Genomic DNA, 17,644 nt, shown 5'->3' with positions numbered 1-17,644 from the left:
ACCTTAGAATGCCTCTTCGGCCAGTTCCATCATCGAGTCCGCACCGGCCGAAATGCGAGCCAGATGCGCCGAGCTTTCCGGCATGACGCGTTCCATGAAGTAGCGCGCCGTCGTCAGCTTGGCCTCGAGGAACGCCTTGCGGTCGTCGCCGTCAGCCAGCTTCTCCTGCGCTGTCTTCGCCTGCAAGGCCCACATGTAGCCGAGCGCGACGAGGCCGAAGAGATGCATGTAGTCGTGGCTTCCGGCGCCCGCATTGTCGGGCTTGGCCATGGCGTTCTGCACGAACCACATGGTTGCCGCCTGCAGGTCGTTCAACCCTTTCTTGAGGTGCTTGGTGAAGAACGAAAGCGTCTCGTCGCCGCGGTTCTCCTCGCAGAACTCGCCAACCTCCTTGAAAAAAGCCTGTACCGCGCGGCCGCCATTGGCCGGCAGCTTGCGGCCGACGAGGTCGAGCGCCTGGATGCCGTTGGCGCCCTCGTAGATCATGGCGATGCGCGCATCGCGCACATACTGGCTCATGCCGTGTTCCTCGATATAGCCGTGGCCGCCAAAGACCTGCTGCGCCATCACCGCGTGCTCGAAGCCCTTGTCGGTCAGGACGCCCTTGATGACCGGGGTCATGAGGCCCATCATTTCCTCCGACAGCTCGCGTTCGCTTGCGTCTTCCGCGCGATGCGCGACGTCGGATTTCAGCGCCGCCCAAAGCAGGAAGGCGCGCCCTGCCTCGTTGAAAGCGCGCATCGTCATCAGGTTCCGGCGCACGTCCGGATGGACGATGATCGGGTCCGCCTTCTTGTCGGGCGCCGCCGGTCCGGTGAGGGCGCGGCCCTGGATGCGGTCCTTCGCATAGGCCGCGGCGTTCTGATAGGCGATTTCAGCGATCGACAAACCCTGCAGGCCGACACCGAGGCGCGCCTCGTTCATCATGGTGAACATGGCGCGCAGCCCCTTGTTCTCCTCGCCGATCAGGTAGCCGGTCGCATCGTCGTAATTCATCACGCAGGTCGAGTTGGCGTGGATGCCCATCTTTTCCTCGATGGAACCGCACACGACGCCGTTGCGCTCGCCGAGAGAGCCGTCATCGCCGACCATGAATTTCGGCACGATGAACAGCGAGATGCCCTTGGTGCCTTCCGGCGCGCCCTCGATGCGGGCGAGCACGAGGTGGATGATATTCTCGCTCATGTCGTGTTCGCCGGCCGAGATGAAGATCTTCTGGCCGGAAATCTTGTAGGAACCGTCCTCCTGCGGAACCGCCTTGGTGCGCAGCAGGCCCAGATCGGTGCCGCAATGCGGCTCGGTCAGGTTCATCGTGCCGGTCCAGCGGCCCTCGACCATCGTTGGCAGGAATTTCTGCTTCTGCGCGTCGGAGCCGTGCACGTGGATCGCTGCCATCGCGCCCTGGGTCAGGCCCGGATACATCGCGAACGCCATGTTGGCCGACGAGAAATACTCGCCGATCGCCGAATGCAGCGTGTAGGGCAGGCCCTGTCCGCCATACTCCGGATCGAAGGCGAGGCCCATCCAGCCGGCTTTCTTGTATTGCTCGAAGGCATCCTTGAAGCCTTTCGGCGTCGTCACCGCGCCGTCCTCGCTGCGCGTGCAGCCTTCCTGGTCGCCCGACTGGTTGAGGGGAAAGAATACTTCCTCCGCCATGCGGCCCGCTTCGCGCAACACCGCCTCGACGATGTCGGGCGAGGCGTCGGCGAAGCCCGGGAGGTTGTCGTAACGCTCGTATTTGAGGACGTCGTTCAGCACGAACAAAGTGTCTTCGACCGGTGCGCGGTAGGCGGGCATGTCTTCCTCCGAAAGTCTGTCTCAACGCGTGGCGGCGCCGCGCGGAACATGATCGAGGCGTGGCTATCAAATTTTGACGTTTCCGTAAACGTCAAAATTTTGAAATCGGACGGATTTCGCGATGGAGCATCGATTCCAAGGCATCACATCGCTCGAAAAAAGGTCGATTTGAGGCGATTTTCCGGGCGGAAACGAAAAACCCCGGCGATCCTCGCGGATGCCGGGGTCGTTGAGAAGGCGGCCCGATGCCCCATACGGGCCGCTTCCTATGGTGACTGGTAGGCGCGGTGGAAGCGGCGGTCAGTCCTTGGCGGAGACCATGCCGCGCACGGTCGTGATGGTCTCGTCGAGTTCCGCGATCGCCGCGTCGATTTCCTCACGCTGCTTCTGCAGGATTTCCATCTGCTCCTCGCCCTTTTCGAGCGCGACCGTGAGCTGGCGGCTGTTGTCGCCGTTCGGGTCGTAGAGGTCGAGGATTTCCTTGACGTCGAGAAGCGACAGGCCGACGCGCTTGCCAAGCAGGATCAGCCGGAGCCGTGTCCGGTCGCCGCGCGAGTAGAGGCGCGTATTGCCGATCCGTCGCGGCTTCAGAAGGCCCTTGTCCTCGTAGAAACGTAACGTGCGTAACGTAACATCGAATTCCTTCGAGAGTTCCCCGATCCGATAGACCGGTTCGTGCTCGGCGAGTGATTCGACTTTTATGTTGCTGTTCATAATGCTCGACCTTCGCCCCCGCTTTACGGTTTATTTCTGACATTCGTTTCGGCAGTCATTGCGATGGAAGCCGTGCGATAGAGGCCGGCATCGCCGGAAAGCGACCGCCGGTTGCAATGACATCCCATCCCAACTCCAAGTGTAGGCCGCAAAAGGCTCACAAGTGAAGGTAACGCAACGTTACCTCGCTGTTACAGCAACAGATCCACGCAACTTTGGCGTTCTATGGTCTGCAAGTGATCCGCAGATCGTCGAATGCGATTTTCATGAAATTAACCTCGGTTAACCGCTTGTTTACCGTGATTTGAAAAACGTTAACGATGAAAGATCGCGGCGTGGTTGTGTATCGGGTGTGCGCGCTCGGTTTTCGGGGACAAATAAGTTCAAGGCGACGGCTGCCACGGGAATGACCGCAGAGTTGGCAGTGCAGCGGGCGCCGCGAGAAATGGGCGAAACATGCACGACAGGAACATGCATCCCGGACAGGATACCGCTTCCCGGCGTTCCGCAAACATGACTCTCGACAAGCTCGACGAAGCCTTGTCCAATCTCGAAAGACGAATGGGCATCGAGCGCGCCGGTCGTGGTCTCCCGCATCGCGATGACGACATATCCGCTATACGCGCCCGCCAGGAAGCGCTCGCGCGGCGCGAACGGCCCGACACCTCCTATCGCGACGCGCCGCCGGTCCGCCACGCGGTCGCCGCGCCCGATCAGGGCGGGCTGCAGGCGGAACTCGCAGTCATGCGCGAAGCGCTCAATCGCGAGATGTCATCGACAATCGCATCGCAATTCGCCTCGATCCGCGAAGAGCTGAAGTCTCTCAACCGTCAGGGCGCGACGGTTTCGCGCGACGATCTCGCCGATGGATTCGGACGCCTGACGCGCGAACTCGGCGTTGTCGCCTCGCGCGTCGAGAACGGCAACACCGGCGCGTTGCGTGCCGAGGTGGAAGAACTGAAGGCGCATGTCGCAGCGCTCGCCCGCGAGGACACGCTGCGCGACATGGCCGACCGCTGGTCGGTCATCGAGAACGAAATCGGCGAACTGCCGAATCGCATCGGCTCCCGCGAGGACCTGAACGCCATAGCGGACCGCATCGGTGAACTTGGAAGTGCGCTGCACGGCTTGCCGGACACCCGTGCGATTGCCGCGATGGAAGATCAGATGCGTTCGCTCGCCGGAGCCGTCGAAAGCCTTTCGGCCCAGAACGCCTCTCTCTCGCCGGATCACCTCAACGCCATCGAGGAACGGCTGGACGAGATCACGCGCGCGATCGTGTCGGTCTCCGTTTCCAACGCCCCGCCGGAATTCGACACGACCCCGTTCGATCGCATCGAGGCACGCCTGTCGTCGCTTGCGCGTCAGGTCGAGGAACGCGCCGCCGGATCGCAGGCCGGCGACGTCGAACGCTACCTGTCGGAAATCGCGGCACGGCTGGATGCCCTGCATGAATCGACCGCGACGGCATCGCCGCAGAACGAGGCTCTCGAGGCGGTCACCGAGCGGCTCGACGAACTCGCTCGCAGGATCGGGACTGGCGGCGGGACCGTCGCCGGCGTTCCGGACGGTGCGATCGAGCAGTTGAACGCTCGTTTCGAGGACATCGCCCATCGCCTCGACTCGCATCACCGCACGGCGAACGAAAAAGGCCAGCGCATGTTCGAGTCGCTCGATCAGCGCATGGAAGAACTCGCTCGGCGCATCGAGGACAACGAGCGCGACGGCGCCGCCGTGCCGACTTTCGATCACATGGAACGCCGCATCGAGGAAATCGCCCAGATGCTGACGAGCGGCGACGGATTGTCGTCGGGTGCGCCGGCCCAGCCCGACACGCGGGCGATGGAAGGCCTCGAAGCGCAGATCGCCGCGCTTTCGGAAAAACTCTCCGCGGTCACGTCGCCGATGCCCGACCAGGCGTCGCTGGCCGATCTCGCGCCACGCCTGACGGCGATTAGCGAACAATTGGCGACCGGCCGCGAGGACATGATTGCCGTTGCCCGCGAAGCCGCCGAGGAAGTCGTCGCCAAGTTCTCGTCCGGTGCGTCCGACGAGCAGAAGTCGATGCTGGCCCAGCTTGCCGGCGATCTGCGTGCCCTTGAGGAACTGGCGCGTAACTCCGACGACCGCAACACGCGCACTTTCGAGGCGATCCACGATACGCTGGTCAAGGTCGCCGAGCGCATCGCCGGCCTTGAGGCGAGCCTGCGCGCGGGCGACCAGCCGCCGCCGGCGGACAAACCCCCGCTGTTTGGCCCGAAGCCGTCTGATGAACCCGCGCCCGAGCAGCCGAAGGCCCATATCGAGGATGCGCCGCCTGTCGATTATGCCGCGAGCGAGCAGTCGCCGTCGCGTGGAATGCGCAAGAACCCGGTCAAGCGCGAGGGCGTTTCCCCGGCCGAGGCGGCCGCCATGGCTGCGCGCGCCGTGATGGAGGAAACCGGATCCGCGAACGCTTCCGGTGAAGTCGAGATCATGGTCGATCCCGATTCAAAGCCTCGCAAGGGTCTCCTGAGCGGTTTGCGTGGCGCGATGCGCCGGTCCGGAAAGAAGGAAGCCCCGACGCCCAAACCCGGAAACGAACCGGTCGTTTTCAGCGCGAGCGGCAAGGCCGACATCGATTCCGAAATCGGCGATCAGCCGCTGGAACCGGGCTCCGGCACGCCGGATCTCGCCGAGATCATGAAGCGCGTGCGCGCCGAACGAGCCGGCCCGACGCCGAAAGCCAATGTCGAGCCGGCCGACGATACCGGCAAGTCCGATTTCATCGCCGCCGCCCGTCGCGCCGCCCGTGCTGCCGCCGACGATGCCTCCGTCCTCGATAAGGGCAAGGTGAAGAATGAATCCGGGACGTCGGCAGGGCGCGGCTTGCTTGCCTCGAGCCGCCGTCCGCTGATGATCGGAGCCGCCGCGATCCTGCTCGCGCTCATGGCCTTCCCGCTTGTACGGGGATATCTGGTCGATCGCGGTGGTGCACCCGCCGAAGTGACGCAAATGCAGGACGCTGAGCCCGCTGCCGCTGTCGAGCCTCCTGCGGAAATGACCGCGCCCGCATCCGAAATCGCCGCTGACGAAACGGCCGCCACGGTTCCGGCCGAGCCGCGCGTCATCGGCGCCAATACGGGGGGCGAAGCCGCTTCGGCCGGTGATGTGGACGAGACGATGGCGGTGGAAACCGCAAACGTGGCGACCCAGGATGCCGTCGACCGGCCCATCGAAACCGAAACCGCCGAAGTCGCGGATGAAGGGACGATCGAACAGGTCGCGCTCGCCGATATTCCCGAAGCGATCGGACCGGTTGCCCTGCGCGAAGCAGCGGCCGCGGGCGATCCCAAGGCGCTGTTCACGATCGGCAACCGCCTGATGGGTGACGGCCCCGGCGCACCGGGCGGCGACATGGCCGGCGCGGCGAAATGGTACGAGATGTCCGCCGAACTTGGCTATGCGCCCGCTCAGTATCGTATCGGCAATGCCTATGAGAAGGGCCTTGGCGTCGAACGCGACGCCGCGACGGCGAAAGACTGGTATCAACGCGCCGCCGAGCAGGGCAATGTCAGCGCCATGCACAATCTGGCCGTGCTGTATGCGACGGGCATCGACGGTACGCCCGACATGGCGTCGGCGGGACGCTGGTTCCTCGAAGCGGCCGATCGCGGCGTCAAGGACAGCCAGGTCAATCTCGGCATCCTGTCTGCGCGGGGCGAGGGCGTCCCGCAGGATCTCGCCGAATCCTACAAGTGGCTGGCTCTGGCGGCCAAGGCCGGCGACAAGGACGCCGAAGCCAAGCGCGACGAGGTTGCCGGCTACATGCGTCCCGACCAGCTCGAAACGGCGCGCGCCGCCGTCGAGCTCTGGAAGGTCAGGGACGCCGATTTCGCGGCCAATGTGGTGGACGTGCCGGACGCATGGACGACAGGCGGCGAGATGACCGCCTCCGCGCCGGTATCCGACGACAACATGAAGAAGGCCATCCGCAACATCCAGGCGATCCTCAACAACAACGGCTTCGATGCCGGTCCCGCCGATGGCATCATGGGCGGCAAGACGCGCAATGCGATCATCGAATTCCAGAAGGCCAACGACCTGCTGCCGACCGGTGAAGTCGATCGCGCTCTTGTCGACAAGCTGTTGGAACTCAACAGGCAATCCTGACGCACGGCATCGGCCGACAGCATGTGAAAGGGGCGGTACGGATGTGCCGCCCCTTCGCGTTGCGGGCAGGGTAAAAATCCTGCGGGGCGGGTTTGACTCTGCTTACCGTGAGGCGCATGAACAATTCATGCCGGTTCGCTGATTGGAGGAAAAACAGGTGGCGCTTTACTTGCCGATCGCGGAAATGTCTGTGAACATTTTCGTGCTGCTCGGCATGGGGGCTGCCGTTGGTTTTCTTTCGGGCATGTTCGGCGTCGGCGGCGGCTTTCTGATCACGCCGCTCCTGATCTTCTACAACATTCCGCCCGCCGTCGCGGTTGCCACTGGCGCCAACCAGGTCGTGGCGTCGTCCGTGTCCGGCGTGCTGTCGCATTTCAAGCGCGGCACAGTCGATATCAAGCTCGGCTTCATGCTGCTCATCGGCGGCATCGTCGGTTCGTCCATCGGCGTCTGGGTTTTCTCGCTCTTGCGCACGCTGGGCCAGCTCGACCTGATCGTTTCCGTTCTCTACGTCGTGTTCCTCGGCACGGTCGGCGGCCTGATGATGCTGGAAAGCGTCCGCGCCATGATGCGCTCGCGCGCCGGCGGCTCGGTCAGCCTGCGCCGGCCGGGCGCGCATATGTGGATCCACAAGCTGCCCTTCAAAATGCGCTTCAAGGCTTCCAAGCTCTATGTCAGCGTCATTCCGGTGCTCGGGCTCGGAACGATGATCGGCGTGCTTGCCTCGATCATGGGCGTCGGCGGCGGCTTCATCATGGTCCCGGCCATGATCTACCTGCTCAAGGTGCCGACCAATGTCGTCATTGGGACTTCGCTCTTCCAGATCATCTTCGTCGCGGCCTACACGACCGTCGTGCATGCGACCACCAACCGGACCGTCGATGTGGTGCTCGCGCTCCTGCTGATGATGGGGAGCGTCGTCGGCGCGCAATATGGCGCCAAGGTCGGCCAGCGCCTGCGCGGCGAGCAGCTGCGCGCGCTTCTGGCCGGGCTCGTCCTTCTGGTGGCGTTGCGCCTCGGCTACGCGCTCTTCGTCGTCCCCGACGAGATCTACTCGGTGTCGCGGGAGTTCTTGCTGTGAGAGCCGCTGCCGCATCGCTTGTTTTTCTGCTGGCGTTCTTGCCGCTGGCGGTTTCGGCGCAGGAACCGGATCCCAAGCCCGCGCCGGAGCCGGTCGCGCCTTCGGTCGAACCCTCGCCGCAGGCCGCCTCGGGTGCGGAACTGCCCGAACGCATCGAGATCGGCCTGTCGACTGAGATCATCGCGATCACCTCCGATTTTTCGGGCGTCGAACTGACGATCTTCGGCGCCGTGGACAACATCGATCCGCTGATCCAGCGGCAGGGTCGCTACGATGTCGCGGTGATCCTTGAAGGCCCGACATCGAACCTGGTGACCCGGCGCAAGGAACGCGTCCTCGGCATCTGGATGAACGTCGATTCCCAGGCTTTCATCAATGTCCCGGAATCTTTCCTGATCGCCTCGACCCGCCCGCCGCAGGACATCACCGATCTCGGCACCATGGCGCGCTTGTCGCTGGGCGTCGAGCAGATCCGCCTGCGCAGTTACGAGCCCGATACGGCCGACGAGGCGGATGTTCTCGATTTCACGCAGGCGCTGCGCCGGCTGAAGGAAGAGGGCAATCTGTATGAGGAGTTTCCGGCCGGCGTCCGCTTTATCTCCCAGTCGCTGTTCCGCGCGCAATTGCGCCTGCCGGCCAATGTGCCGCTCGGCCGTCACACGGCGCGCGCCTATCTGTTCCGGCAGGGCGTGCTGGTCGCACAGACCCAGTCGAGTCTCGACATCCGCAAGGCGGGCGTGGAATTCCAAATCTACGAGGCAGCGCAGAACCGGTCATTGCTGTATGGTATGGCCTCAGTGGCGCTGGCCTTCCTCGTCGGCTGGCTTGGAAGGGTCATGTTCCGCAAGGACTGACGCTTGCCGCGGATCACGAGAGGGGATCCCATGCAGGAAGAACGCAAGGAAGTAAGCGTCGAGCGTACGGCGACGATGCTTGCGCTGCTGGGCTTCGTGCCTTTCGCAATCTTCACCTCGCTGCTGCTCGCCGATCCGGGGCTTATCTCGCAATATGCCGAGGGAGGCGCGGCCGCCGTCGGCACCCTCATCGACGCGCTCAAGCTCTATGCGGCCATCGTCCTGTCTTTCGTCGGCGGCATACGCTGGGGTCTCGCCATTGCGAACGGGGATGGCGGGCGCAAGGAAAGCGAGGCGCTCGTACTGGCCGCGGGGCCGTCGCTGATCGGCTGGTTTTCCTTCTTCATGGGCGAGCCGTGGTCCTTCGCGGTCCTTGCCGCCGCCTTCGCTGCGACCGGCTGGTGGGACAGCCGCGCCGCCGGAACGAAGGGCATGCCGGACTGGTTCGGCCGGCTGCGCGTGCTTTTGACGGTGCTCTCCATGGGCACGATGATCGCCGCCTTCGGCGCGACCTACTCCGCGATGTAGTTCAGTCGCCGATCAGGCCTTTCGGCCCGACCGCATAGACCCGGTCGGTCCCCAGCATGTAGGCGCGAAAACGCGAGGCGTCGAAAAGCCCGTCATAGGCCGCGTCGCGGACATTGAGACCGCCCGTAAAGACCCCGAAACTCGGCATGACGAGCCGCACCCCGTCCGAGGCGAAACAGGCACGGCGCACCGCCCGTCCTTCGCGCGCCAGCCGCGCGCAGGGGTGAAGATGGCCGCTGACCTCGTGTCCGGTTTCGTCACGCTCCGCGATATGCCTGAAGATCGTTTGCCCGAACGCCAGCATCTCCACCGAAACGCCCGGCACGCCTTCCGGCGGCGAGGGGTCGTGATTGCCGGTCACCCAGACCAGATCGCGGCCGGATGCGATGGCGCGGATCGCGGCGATGGCGTCGGCGCCGAGCCGTTCGCTCGCCTCGTCGTCATGGAAGGCATCGCCGAGGCTGACGATCGTCGACGGATTGTATTTCGCCGCCATTGCGGCCAGTCGCGCCAGCGTCGCCGCCGTGTCGTAGGGCGGCAGGAAGACCCGCCGGCGCGCAAACGATGAGCCCTTTTCCAGGTGCATGTCGGAAACGACGAGAAGGCGGTCATCGGCGAAATAGGCTGCACCGGCCGGATCGAGCAGCACTTCCGATTCCGCATAATCGATCGCCAGCGCTTCGCCCGCCGTCACCTGCTCCACCGTCTTCAGTGCCGCCCGCATGCTGCCCTTCTTAGATATCCGCGCCGATCGCGTCGCGGATCAGGTCGTCCGCCGCTTCCGCCATCAGCGCGTCGCTCGTCTCGCCGCCGTGAACCGTTTCCTTGCCGATTTCGAGCATGACCGGAACGGCGAGCGGCGAGATCATCTCCAGATCCTTATGCACGATTCGCCCCCTGATGCGAGACAGCATGTCGCCGAGGCGACCGATGTCGAGCAGGCCGGTGCGCGCATCGTTGCGGGTCGCCTGAAGCAGGATGTGGTCCGGCTCATGCGTTCGCAGCACGTCGTAGATCAGGTCCGCGGACACCGTCATCTGCCGCCCGGATTTCTCCTTTCCGGGATGGCGCTTCTCGATCAGCCCGGCAATCGTGGCGCACGCCCGGAAGGTGCGCTTGAGCAGGTAGGATTCATCCAGCCAGGCTTCGAGGTCGTCGCCCAGCATGTCTTCGTCGAACAGGCCGGAAAGAGACAACTCGCTCCGCCGCAGCATCTGCCCCATGTCGCGCAGGCCCCAGATTGCGACTGCATAGTCGGACGCCACGAAGCCGAGCGGCCGGGCCTTGGCGCGCTCCAGCCGGCGCGTCAGAAGCATGCACAGCGTCTGGTGCGCCAGCCGTCCCTCGAAGGGATAGGCGACCATGTAGAAGCGGTTGCCGCGCGGAAAGGTCTCGACCAGCAATTGCTCCGGTCCCGGCACCAGCGATTTCGCCTTCTGGATCGCCAGCCAGTCGGACACCTGGCGCGGCAACCGGCCCCAGCCGGACGGATCGGCCAGCATCTTGCGCACCTGTTCGGAGAGGTAAGTCGTGGTCGGGAACTTGCCGCCCGCATAGGCCGGTACCTTGGCATTGAGGTCACTCGCCTTGGAGACGATGCAGTCGTTTTCGTGGATGCCCTCGAAGCGCAGCACCTTGCCGGCAAACAGAAACGTGTCGCCCGGCGCCAGCGCCTCGATGAAGCCCTCCTCGATCTTGCCGAGAACCGGCCCCCCGCGCAAAGGTCCGCCCTTGCGCTGCCGGGTCAGCCTGATGTTGAGCATCGGCGCTTCGATGATCGTCCCGCAATTGAGCCGGTATTGCTGCGCGACGGAGGGGTGTGAAACGCGCCATGTGCCGTCCTGCGTCAACCGGATGCGGGCATAGCGCTCGTAGCTCTGTAGCGCGTATCCGCCATGGGCGACGAACTGCACCGCCTGGTCGAAGGTCGCACGCGGAAGACCGGCATAGGGCGCGGCCGCCGTGATCTCCGCATAGAGGTCGTCGGCGCGGAAAGGTTCGGCGCAGGCGGTGCCGAGAATGTGCTGGCACAGCACGTCGAGCGCACCATCCGCCAGCGGCGGCGTGTCCTGCGCGCCGAGATAATTCGCGTCGAGCGCGGCCTGGCACTCCATCACCTCGAAACGGTTCGCCGGCACCAGGATGGCCTTCGACGCCTCGTCCATGCGGTGATTGGCCCGCCCGATCCGCTGCGCGAGGCGCGACGCCCCTTTCGGCGAGCCGACATGGACGACGAGATCGACATCGCCCCAGTCGATGCCGAGATCGAGCGTCGAGGTGGCGACGATGGCGCGCAGCGCGTTGCCCTGCATCGCCTGCTCGACCTTGCGCCGCTGGCTGACGTCGAGCGATCCGTGATGCAGCGCGATCGGCAGATTGTCCTCGTTGATCCGCCAGAGTTCCTGGAACAGCAGTTCCGACTGCGAGCGCGTGTTGACGAAGAGCAGCGTGGTCTTGTGCTCGCGGATCGCCTCGTAGACTTCCGCCATGGTGTAGCGCGCCGAATGGCCGCTCCACGGCACCCGTTCCTTCGATTTCAGAATCGTGATGTCCGGCTTCGCCCCGCCGGCCACGGTGATAAGGTCGGCCATTTCGCCGCCTTCGCGCTGCGGCACCAGCCACTGCCGCAACAGGTCCGGTTCGGACACGGTCGCCGACAGTCCGATCGCTTTCAGGCCGGGGCAGAGCCGGTGCAGCCGGGCGAGCCCGAGCGCCAGCATGTGACCGCGCTTCGAGGTGACCAGCGAGTGCAATTCGTCCAGCACGACATGGCGCAAATCGGAAAAGAAGCGCTCGGCGTCCTTGTGCGAGAGGAGGAGCGCGAGTTGCTCCGGCGTCGTCAGCAATATGTCCGGCGGGTTGAGCTTCTGGCGCTGCCGGCGCGACTGCGGCGTATCGCCGGTCCGCGTCTCGATCTCGACGGGCAGGGCCATTTCCTCCACCGGCGTCGAGAGATTGCGATGGATATCGACGGCGAGCGCCTTGAGCGGAGAGATGTAGAGCGTGTGGACGCCTGGCTTGCGTGTGCCGGGCTTCGCCTTTCCGCGCCGCGCCAGATCGACCAGCGTCGGCAGGAACCCGGCCAGCGTCTTGCCGGCTCCAGTGGGCGCGATCAGAAGCGCCGAGCGTCCCGCCTCGGCCTTTTCCAGCAGGTCGAGCTGATGCGCGCGCGGCCGCCAGCCCTTCGAGGCGAACCAGTCGATAAAGGGCGCTGGCAGGTCGATGCCGTCGGATGACGACGCGGGGGGAGGTGTCGCGATGCTCACAAGAGCCAAGACTAGAGCCGCGGGGTCGCATCGCCAAGCGAAACGTTCACGTTTTCTTCACATAATCGATAAAATTCTATCGAATCTGTTCACGGCTTGTTTACGTTAATTTCCGCCGGCTGCGCAGGGCGTACTCGTCGTCCCTCACGGTCTCCGTCCGATCCGCCATGGCGGCGTCCGGGAGGACAGTGATTGGGGCGGCTTTTCGCGCCACCACGAGATGCCCTTCGATACGCTTCGCGCCGTCCATGCGCAGGAAAACCCGGTCGAGCGTCGCGACCTCGAATCCCGCGGCGACGAGCGCGCGACTCACATAGGCTTGCGAGTGTGCATAGCGTAGCGACGGCCGCACCATGAAGTCCTCCGGACCGTCATGCGCCTCAACGGTGAAGGCGAACAGGCCGTTCGCCTCGAGAAGCCGGGCGGCAAGAGCGAAGGCGGGGGCGAGGTCGCCGAGATAGATGTAGACATCCGCCGCAACCGCGAGGTCGGCGCGTCCCGGATCGGTCTCCGCGAACGCCATGTCGGCGACATCGCCCTTGTCGAGGCGGTCGTAGATCCGTTTCGAGCGGGCGCGTTTCAGCATCCCCGCCGACAGGTCGATGCCTTCGAGGAAACTGGCGGACTTGCGAAGATGTTCGCCCATCAGCCCAGTGCCGCAGCCCAGGTCGATCGCATGGCGGACGCTCATGCGTCCGGTCCCGAGCGCCCCGGCAATGGCCTCGGTCAGCAATTGCGGTGCGTGGTAGTCCAGCCGCTCGACCAGCGAGGTCTCGAAGCGCGGCGCGAAATCGTCGAACAGGCTTTCCACATAGGCGACGGGCGGAGTGTCCGGCGTTTCTGTCAGGCCGAGGCTGGCGAGCCTCAACTGCGCGCCGAAACGATCATCCGCGTCCAGCCGCAGCATCTGTGCCCACGTGTCTGCGGCATCGGCGGCGCGGCCAGCCTTGTCGAGCCATTCGCCCATCAGGGAGAGAAAAGGCAGGTGCTCCGGCGCAAGCTCCAGCGCCTGTGCCATGATGTCGGCAGCGGCGTCGAAGTCTCCGGCGCCTGCATAGGAACGGGCGAACTCTGCGCGCCGGTCGGCGGTCAGGCTGCCCGAACTCTGATTTGTCATTGTCGTTGGGGTCCGAAAAAAGGTGATGACGGCATATGTTGCCGGCCGCGGAAAAATACAATCGGAAACTGCAGGTCTTCTCCGCGCCGAAAAGGCGTCTATCTTGTTCGCATGCGCTTCGAGGACCTTCTCCGACCGACGCCGAAAGGCCTCTACTGCCCGCCGGGCGATTTTTATATCGACCCCGTTCGGCCCGTCGAGCGCGCGCTGGTCACCCATGGCCATGCCGACCATGCCCGTCCGGGCCATGCCCATGTGATGGCGACGCGCGAGACGCTTGACATCATGGGCATCCGCTACGGCGAAGGGTTCGCCGGCGCGACGCAGGAGGCCGGCTATGGCGAGGTTCTCGATATCAACGGTGTGACTGTCAGCTGGCATCCCGCCGGCCATGTGCTCGGCGCGGCGCAGATCGCGGTCGAAAATGACGGCACGCGCATCGTCGCCTCGGGCGACTACAAGCGCCGCCGCGATCCCACCTGCGCGGCATTCGAGCCGGTCAAATGCGATGTCTTCATCACCGAGGCGACATTCGGCCTGCCGGTCTTCCGCCACCCGGACGACCGCGAGGAAATCGGCAAGCTCCTGAAAAGCGTCGCGCAGTTCCCGGCGAGCGCCCATCTTGTCGGCGCCTATGCGCTCGGCAAGGCGCAACGTGTCATCGCCCTCCTGCGCGAGGAGGGATATGGCGAGACGATCTATATCCACGGCGCGATGCAGAAACTGTGCGACTATTACGTGAGCCGTGGCGTCGATCTCGGCCCGCTTGCGCCCGCGACGATAGAAAAACAGGCGAAGGACCAGTTCGCCGGGGCCATCGTCATCGGCCCGCCCTCCGCCTTCGCCGACCGCTGGGCGCGGCGCTTTCCTGATCCGATCTCCTGCTTTGCCTCCGGCTGGATGCGGGTGCGTCAGCGCACGCGCCAGCGCGGCGTCGAACTGCCGCTGATCCTGTCGGATCATTGCGACTGGGACGAACTGACCGGAACGATCCGCGAGATCGGCCCGCAGGAGGTCTGGGTCACCCATGGCCGCGAGGAAGCGCTTGTGCGCTGGTGCGAACTGAACCAGATAAGAGCGAAACCGCTCAACATCGTCGGATATGAGGACGAAGCCGAATGATATCGCCATCCCGCCTCTTACGAATCGTCGCACCCCTTTGCCTCGCGCTTCTGGTGATTTCCGGCCGTCACGCGGTCGGGTCCAGCCCCGATGCCTGGGAGCAATTCCGCGCCGAGGTGGAGAGCGCCTGCGTGGCGATGGCCGCGCCGCGCATGAAGGTCGCCGGCATCCGTGTTGATCCGACGGGGATGGCAAGTTTCGGCGTCGCGCTTCTGACAGACGCCGCAACCGGGGCGCAGCATATCTGCGTCTACGACAAGGAGACCGGCAAGACCGAACTCGGCGGTGCGCTGGAGGCGGTTACCGATCCGATAGAGCCCTTCTCGCCGCAGGACGCGACGCAGTTGTCCAATCTGCCGGCGCAGGTCAAGGCGACGCTCGACGAGCTCAAGAAGAAAGGCCTGTCCGTCAACGGCCAGGCCGACACCGTCGAGGCGCTGCTCGACGGTCGGGTCAAGTCCGACGATCTCGGCTCGTTTCCGACCGGGCCCTATCGCTGCGACGTGTTCTGGTACGGGTTCCTCGAAGAGGGCGCGCGCCGCGTCGGCACCCACACCTGCTCCGTGACGAGAGCGCCGGGCGGCGGCCTGGTCATCGACAAGACGAGCGGCGAGCACCTGCATGCCGAGACCGTGCCCCTCAAGAACGGACAGACAGGTTTTGCCGGCCGAACCTGGATCGACGGCCAGTCGGAGCAGCAATACGACCCGGCCCATCCGGCCAATGCCGAAAACGACAATTTCGGCAACAAGGTCGGCCGTGTGTTGCGCTCGGGCGAAAGGCTGTTCCTCGTCTCCATCGACGAGCGCGGCATGACCGAGCCGGACCCGACCTATTTCGAGATCCTGGAACTGATCCCGCAGCTTTGAAGGCTTTTGCGGATTAGGTGAAAGATCGGGGAACGCAGAGCGACTATACGTCGCTCAACCATTCTATGCCGCCGCCCTTTTCTTCCCAGTTTTCGTTCTCATCGGCGATATATCCTTCGATCGCCGTGACTATCGTGCCATCGTGATAGACCAGAAAGCCGACCGTAATATTTCCTGCCGTGATAGCGCTGGGCAAGTCCTCAAAGATTTTTTGGTCGCCGGGTGCGCGACCCGTTCGTGCGCGTAAGTCTGTCATGAAGCCGGTTGGATTTTCGGTCCTGCCAATGACTTGATACTCGTCTCCCGAATCAAAAGCAGGAGCGAGCATCTCATGGAACTTGGCCAGCACACTCAATTCGGTTTCATTGAGTTCCATATTTATGGTCTGATTAATCGCATGTTGCGTTCCAGGTCTGTAGGCGAAAAACGGGAACCGGTATGGCCACCGATCTTCGTTCCATATTTATCGGATTCTCGCGGCGCGCAAGCGGAGTATAGCGGGCTTTCAGGAACCGGAGGCGCAAGGCCTTGAAATCATTTGCCGACCTCCTCGACCGGCTGGTGCTGACGCCTTCGCGCAACGCCAAGCTGAAGCTCTTGACCGACTACCTCGCCGCGACGCCGGATCCGGACCGCGGTTACGCCATTGCGGCGATCACCCGCGATCTCGATATCCTGTCGGTCAAGCCGGCGATGATCCGGGCGCTGGTAGCCGAGCGCGTCGACGAGGTGCTTTTCGGCTATTCCTACGATTTCGTCGGCGATCTGGCCGAGACGGTGTCGCTGATCTGGCCGGCGGCGGAGGTTGAGAACCCGGAAGCAGACCTGCGCCTTTCGGCCATCGTCGAAACTCTCCAGCAGGCCTCTCGCTCGGACGGGCCGAAGCTGGTGGAGCGATGGCTCGACGATCTGGATGCCTCTGGTCGCTATGCACTGTTGAAGCTGATCACCGGCGGCATGCGCATCGGCGTGTCGTCGCGGCTGATGAAACAGGCGCTCGCTGATTACGGCGCAAAGGACGTGACCGAGATCGAGGAACTCTGGCACGGGCTCGCGCCGCCCTACCTGCCGCTGTTCGACTGGCTCGACGGCAAGGCGGAAAAGCCCGAAAACCTCGCCGCAGCGCCGTTTCGCCCGGTCATGCTGGCCAATCCGACCGATCTGGACGAACTGTCCCGGCTCGATCCGGCGGATTATCTCGCCGAATGGAAATGGGACGGCATCCGCGTCCAGGCGACGGCGGAACGGGATCAGCGCCGTATCTATTCGCGTACCGGCGACGACATTTCCGGCGCCTTTCCCGACCTCCTGGCGGCGATGGAATTCGACGGGGCGATCGACGGCGAATTGCTGGTCGGTCATTTCGAGGACGGCGCGATCCGTGCCGGCACCTTTTCCGATCTCCAGCAGCGGCTGAACCGCAAGACCGTCCCCGCGAAATTGCAGAAACAATATCCCGCGATCCTGCGCGCTTACGACCTGTTGCAGGATAGCGGCGAGGATTTGCGCCCGCTGCCCTTCGAGCGCCGCCGCGAGCGGCTGGAGCGTTTCGTCGCGGCGCTGCCGTCCGACCGGTTCGACCTGTCGCCGTTGGTCCCCTTCGAAGGCTGGGCCGAAGTCGCCGAGAAGCGCAACGCGCCGCCCGATCCGGTGATCGAAGGTCTCATGCTCAAGCGCCGCGACTCGGCCTATGTGCCGGGCCGTCCGAAGGGGCCGTGGTTCAAGTGGAAGCGCGATCCGCGGCTGGTCGATGCCGTGCTGATGTATGCCCAGCGCGGTCACGGCAAGCGGTCGAGCTTCTACTCCGACTATACGTTTGGCGTCTGGACCGGACCCGCCGACGACGCGCAACTCGTGCCCGTCGGCAAGGCCTATTTCGGCTTCACCGACGAGGAACTGAAACAGATCGACAAATTCGTCCGCGACAACACGGTCGAGCGCTTCGGCCCCGTCCGGTCCGTGCGCGCCGAACCGGACCACGGCCTCGTGCTGGAGGTCGCCTTCGAGGGGCTGAACCGCTCGACCCGCCACAAATCCGGCGTCGCCATGCGCTTCCCGCGCATATCCCGCCTCAGATGGGACAAGCCCCCACACGAGGCCGACCGTCTGGAGACGCTGGAGGCGATGCTGGAATAGGCTGCGCT

General features: G+C 64.3%; 13 protein-coding genes. 7 read left to right on the top strand and 6 right to left on the bottom strand.

The window, feature by feature from the left end; all coding sequences use genetic code 11:
- Positions 1-3: 3 nt before the first annotated feature.
- Positions 4-1,797, bottom strand: coding sequence for an acyl-CoA dehydrogenase C-terminal domain-containing protein (locus ACQK2M_RS22485; RefSeq protein WP_425419657.1), 1,794 nt, complete (start codon positions 1,795-1,797; stop codon positions 4-6).
- Between the two features lie 300 nt (positions 1,798-2,097).
- Positions 2,098-2,511, bottom strand: coding sequence for a MerR family transcriptional regulator (locus ACQK2M_RS22480; protein ID WP_425419656.1), 414 nt, complete (start codon positions 2,509-2,511; stop codon positions 2,098-2,100).
- 513 nt (positions 2,512-3,024) lie between these two features.
- On the opposite strand from ACQK2M_RS22480, the gene ACQK2M_RS22475 reads away from it, so the two are divergent.
- The 4 genes from ACQK2M_RS22475 to ACQK2M_RS22460 all read left to right on the top strand — a co-directional run bounded on the left by ACQK2M_RS22475 (position 3,025) and on the right by ACQK2M_RS22460 (position 9,126).
- A complete protein-coding gene (locus ACQK2M_RS22475) occupies positions 3,025-6,663 on the top strand; it encodes a peptidoglycan-binding protein (protein WP_425419655.1) in 3,639 nt (1,212 codons plus the stop codon).
- Positions 6,664-6,820: 157 nt separating this feature from the next.
- On the top strand, positions 6,821-7,744 hold the full coding sequence (locus ACQK2M_RS22470) for a sulfite exporter TauE/SafE family protein (protein WP_223476429.1): 924 nt from the start codon (positions 6,821-6,823) through the stop codon (positions 7,742-7,744).
- Positions 7,741-8,598 (top strand): TIGR02186 family protein, encoded by an 858-nt coding sequence (locus ACQK2M_RS22465; RefSeq protein WP_425419654.1) that lies wholly within the window; start codon positions 7,741-7,743, stop codon positions 8,596-8,598. The genes ACQK2M_RS22470 and ACQK2M_RS22465 overlap by 4 nt, the downstream gene beginning before the upstream one ends.
- 30 nt (positions 8,599-8,628) lie before the next feature.
- Complete coding sequence (locus ACQK2M_RS22460) at positions 8,629-9,126, top strand: DUF3429 domain-containing protein (RefSeq protein ID WP_425419653.1); 498 nt, start codon at positions 8,629-8,631, stop codon at positions 9,124-9,126.
- A gap of 1 nt (position 9,127) precedes the next feature.
- On the opposite strand, the gene pdeM is transcribed toward ACQK2M_RS22460, so the two are convergent.
- The 3 genes from pdeM to ACQK2M_RS22445 all read right to left on the bottom strand — a co-directional run bounded on the left by pdeM (position 9,128) and on the right by ACQK2M_RS22445 (position 13,509).
- A complete protein-coding gene (gene pdeM, locus ACQK2M_RS22455; RefSeq protein WP_425420115.1) occupies positions 9,128-9,829 on the bottom strand; it encodes a ligase-associated DNA damage response endonuclease PdeM in 702 nt (233 codons plus the stop codon).
- Between the two features lie 31 nt (positions 9,830-9,860).
- Positions 9,861-12,386, bottom strand: coding sequence for a ligase-associated DNA damage response DEXH box helicase (locus ACQK2M_RS22450; RefSeq protein ID WP_425420114.1), 2,526 nt, complete (start codon positions 12,384-12,386; stop codon positions 9,861-9,863).
- 106 nt (positions 12,387-12,492) lie between these two features.
- On the bottom strand, positions 12,493-13,509 hold the full coding sequence (locus tag ACQK2M_RS22445) for a methyltransferase domain-containing protein (protein ID WP_425419652.1): 1,017 nt from the start codon (positions 13,507-13,509) through the stop codon (positions 12,493-12,495).
- A gap of 111 nt (positions 13,510-13,620) precedes the next feature.
- Here ACQK2M_RS22445 and ACQK2M_RS22440 point away from each other — a divergent pair, with 111 nt between their 5' ends.
- Positions 13,621-14,631 carry a ligase-associated DNA damage response exonuclease gene (locus ACQK2M_RS22440; protein WP_425419651.1) on the top strand — a complete coding sequence of 337 codons (1,011 nt, stop codon included), beginning with the start codon at positions 13,621-13,623 and terminating at the stop codon, positions 14,629-14,631.
- The gene (locus ACQK2M_RS22435) at positions 14,628-15,500 is read left to right on the top strand and encodes a hypothetical protein (protein ID WP_425419650.1); all 873 of its coding nucleotides are present in this window, start codon (positions 14,628-14,630) and stop codon (positions 15,498-15,500) included. The genes ACQK2M_RS22440 and ACQK2M_RS22435 overlap by 4 nt, the downstream gene beginning before the upstream one ends.
- A gap of 43 nt (positions 15,501-15,543) precedes the next feature.
- Here the strand turns inward: ACQK2M_RS22435 and ACQK2M_RS22430 are convergent, their stop codons facing one another.
- Positions 15,544-15,876: a hypothetical protein gene (locus tag ACQK2M_RS22430; protein WP_425419649.1), complete on the bottom strand. Its 333-nt coding sequence runs from the start codon at positions 15,874-15,876 to the stop codon at positions 15,544-15,546.
- A 152-nt stretch (positions 15,877-16,028) separates the two neighbouring features.
- On the opposite strand from ACQK2M_RS22430, the gene ACQK2M_RS22425 reads away from it, so the two are divergent.
- Complete coding sequence (locus ACQK2M_RS22425; RefSeq protein ID WP_425419648.1) at positions 16,029-17,636, top strand: cisplatin damage response ATP-dependent DNA ligase; 1,608 nt, start codon at positions 16,029-16,031, stop codon at positions 17,634-17,636.
- Positions 17,637-17,644 lie beyond the last annotated feature (8 nt).

Source organism: Oricola indica (assembly GCF_965227485.1).
Taxonomy (GTDB): domain Bacteria; phylum Pseudomonadota; class Alphaproteobacteria; order Rhizobiales; family Rhizobiaceae; genus Oricola; species Oricola indica.
The sequence above is the reverse complement of the archived record's forward strand: the minus strand, read 5'-3'. Positions and strand labels throughout refer to the sequence as shown.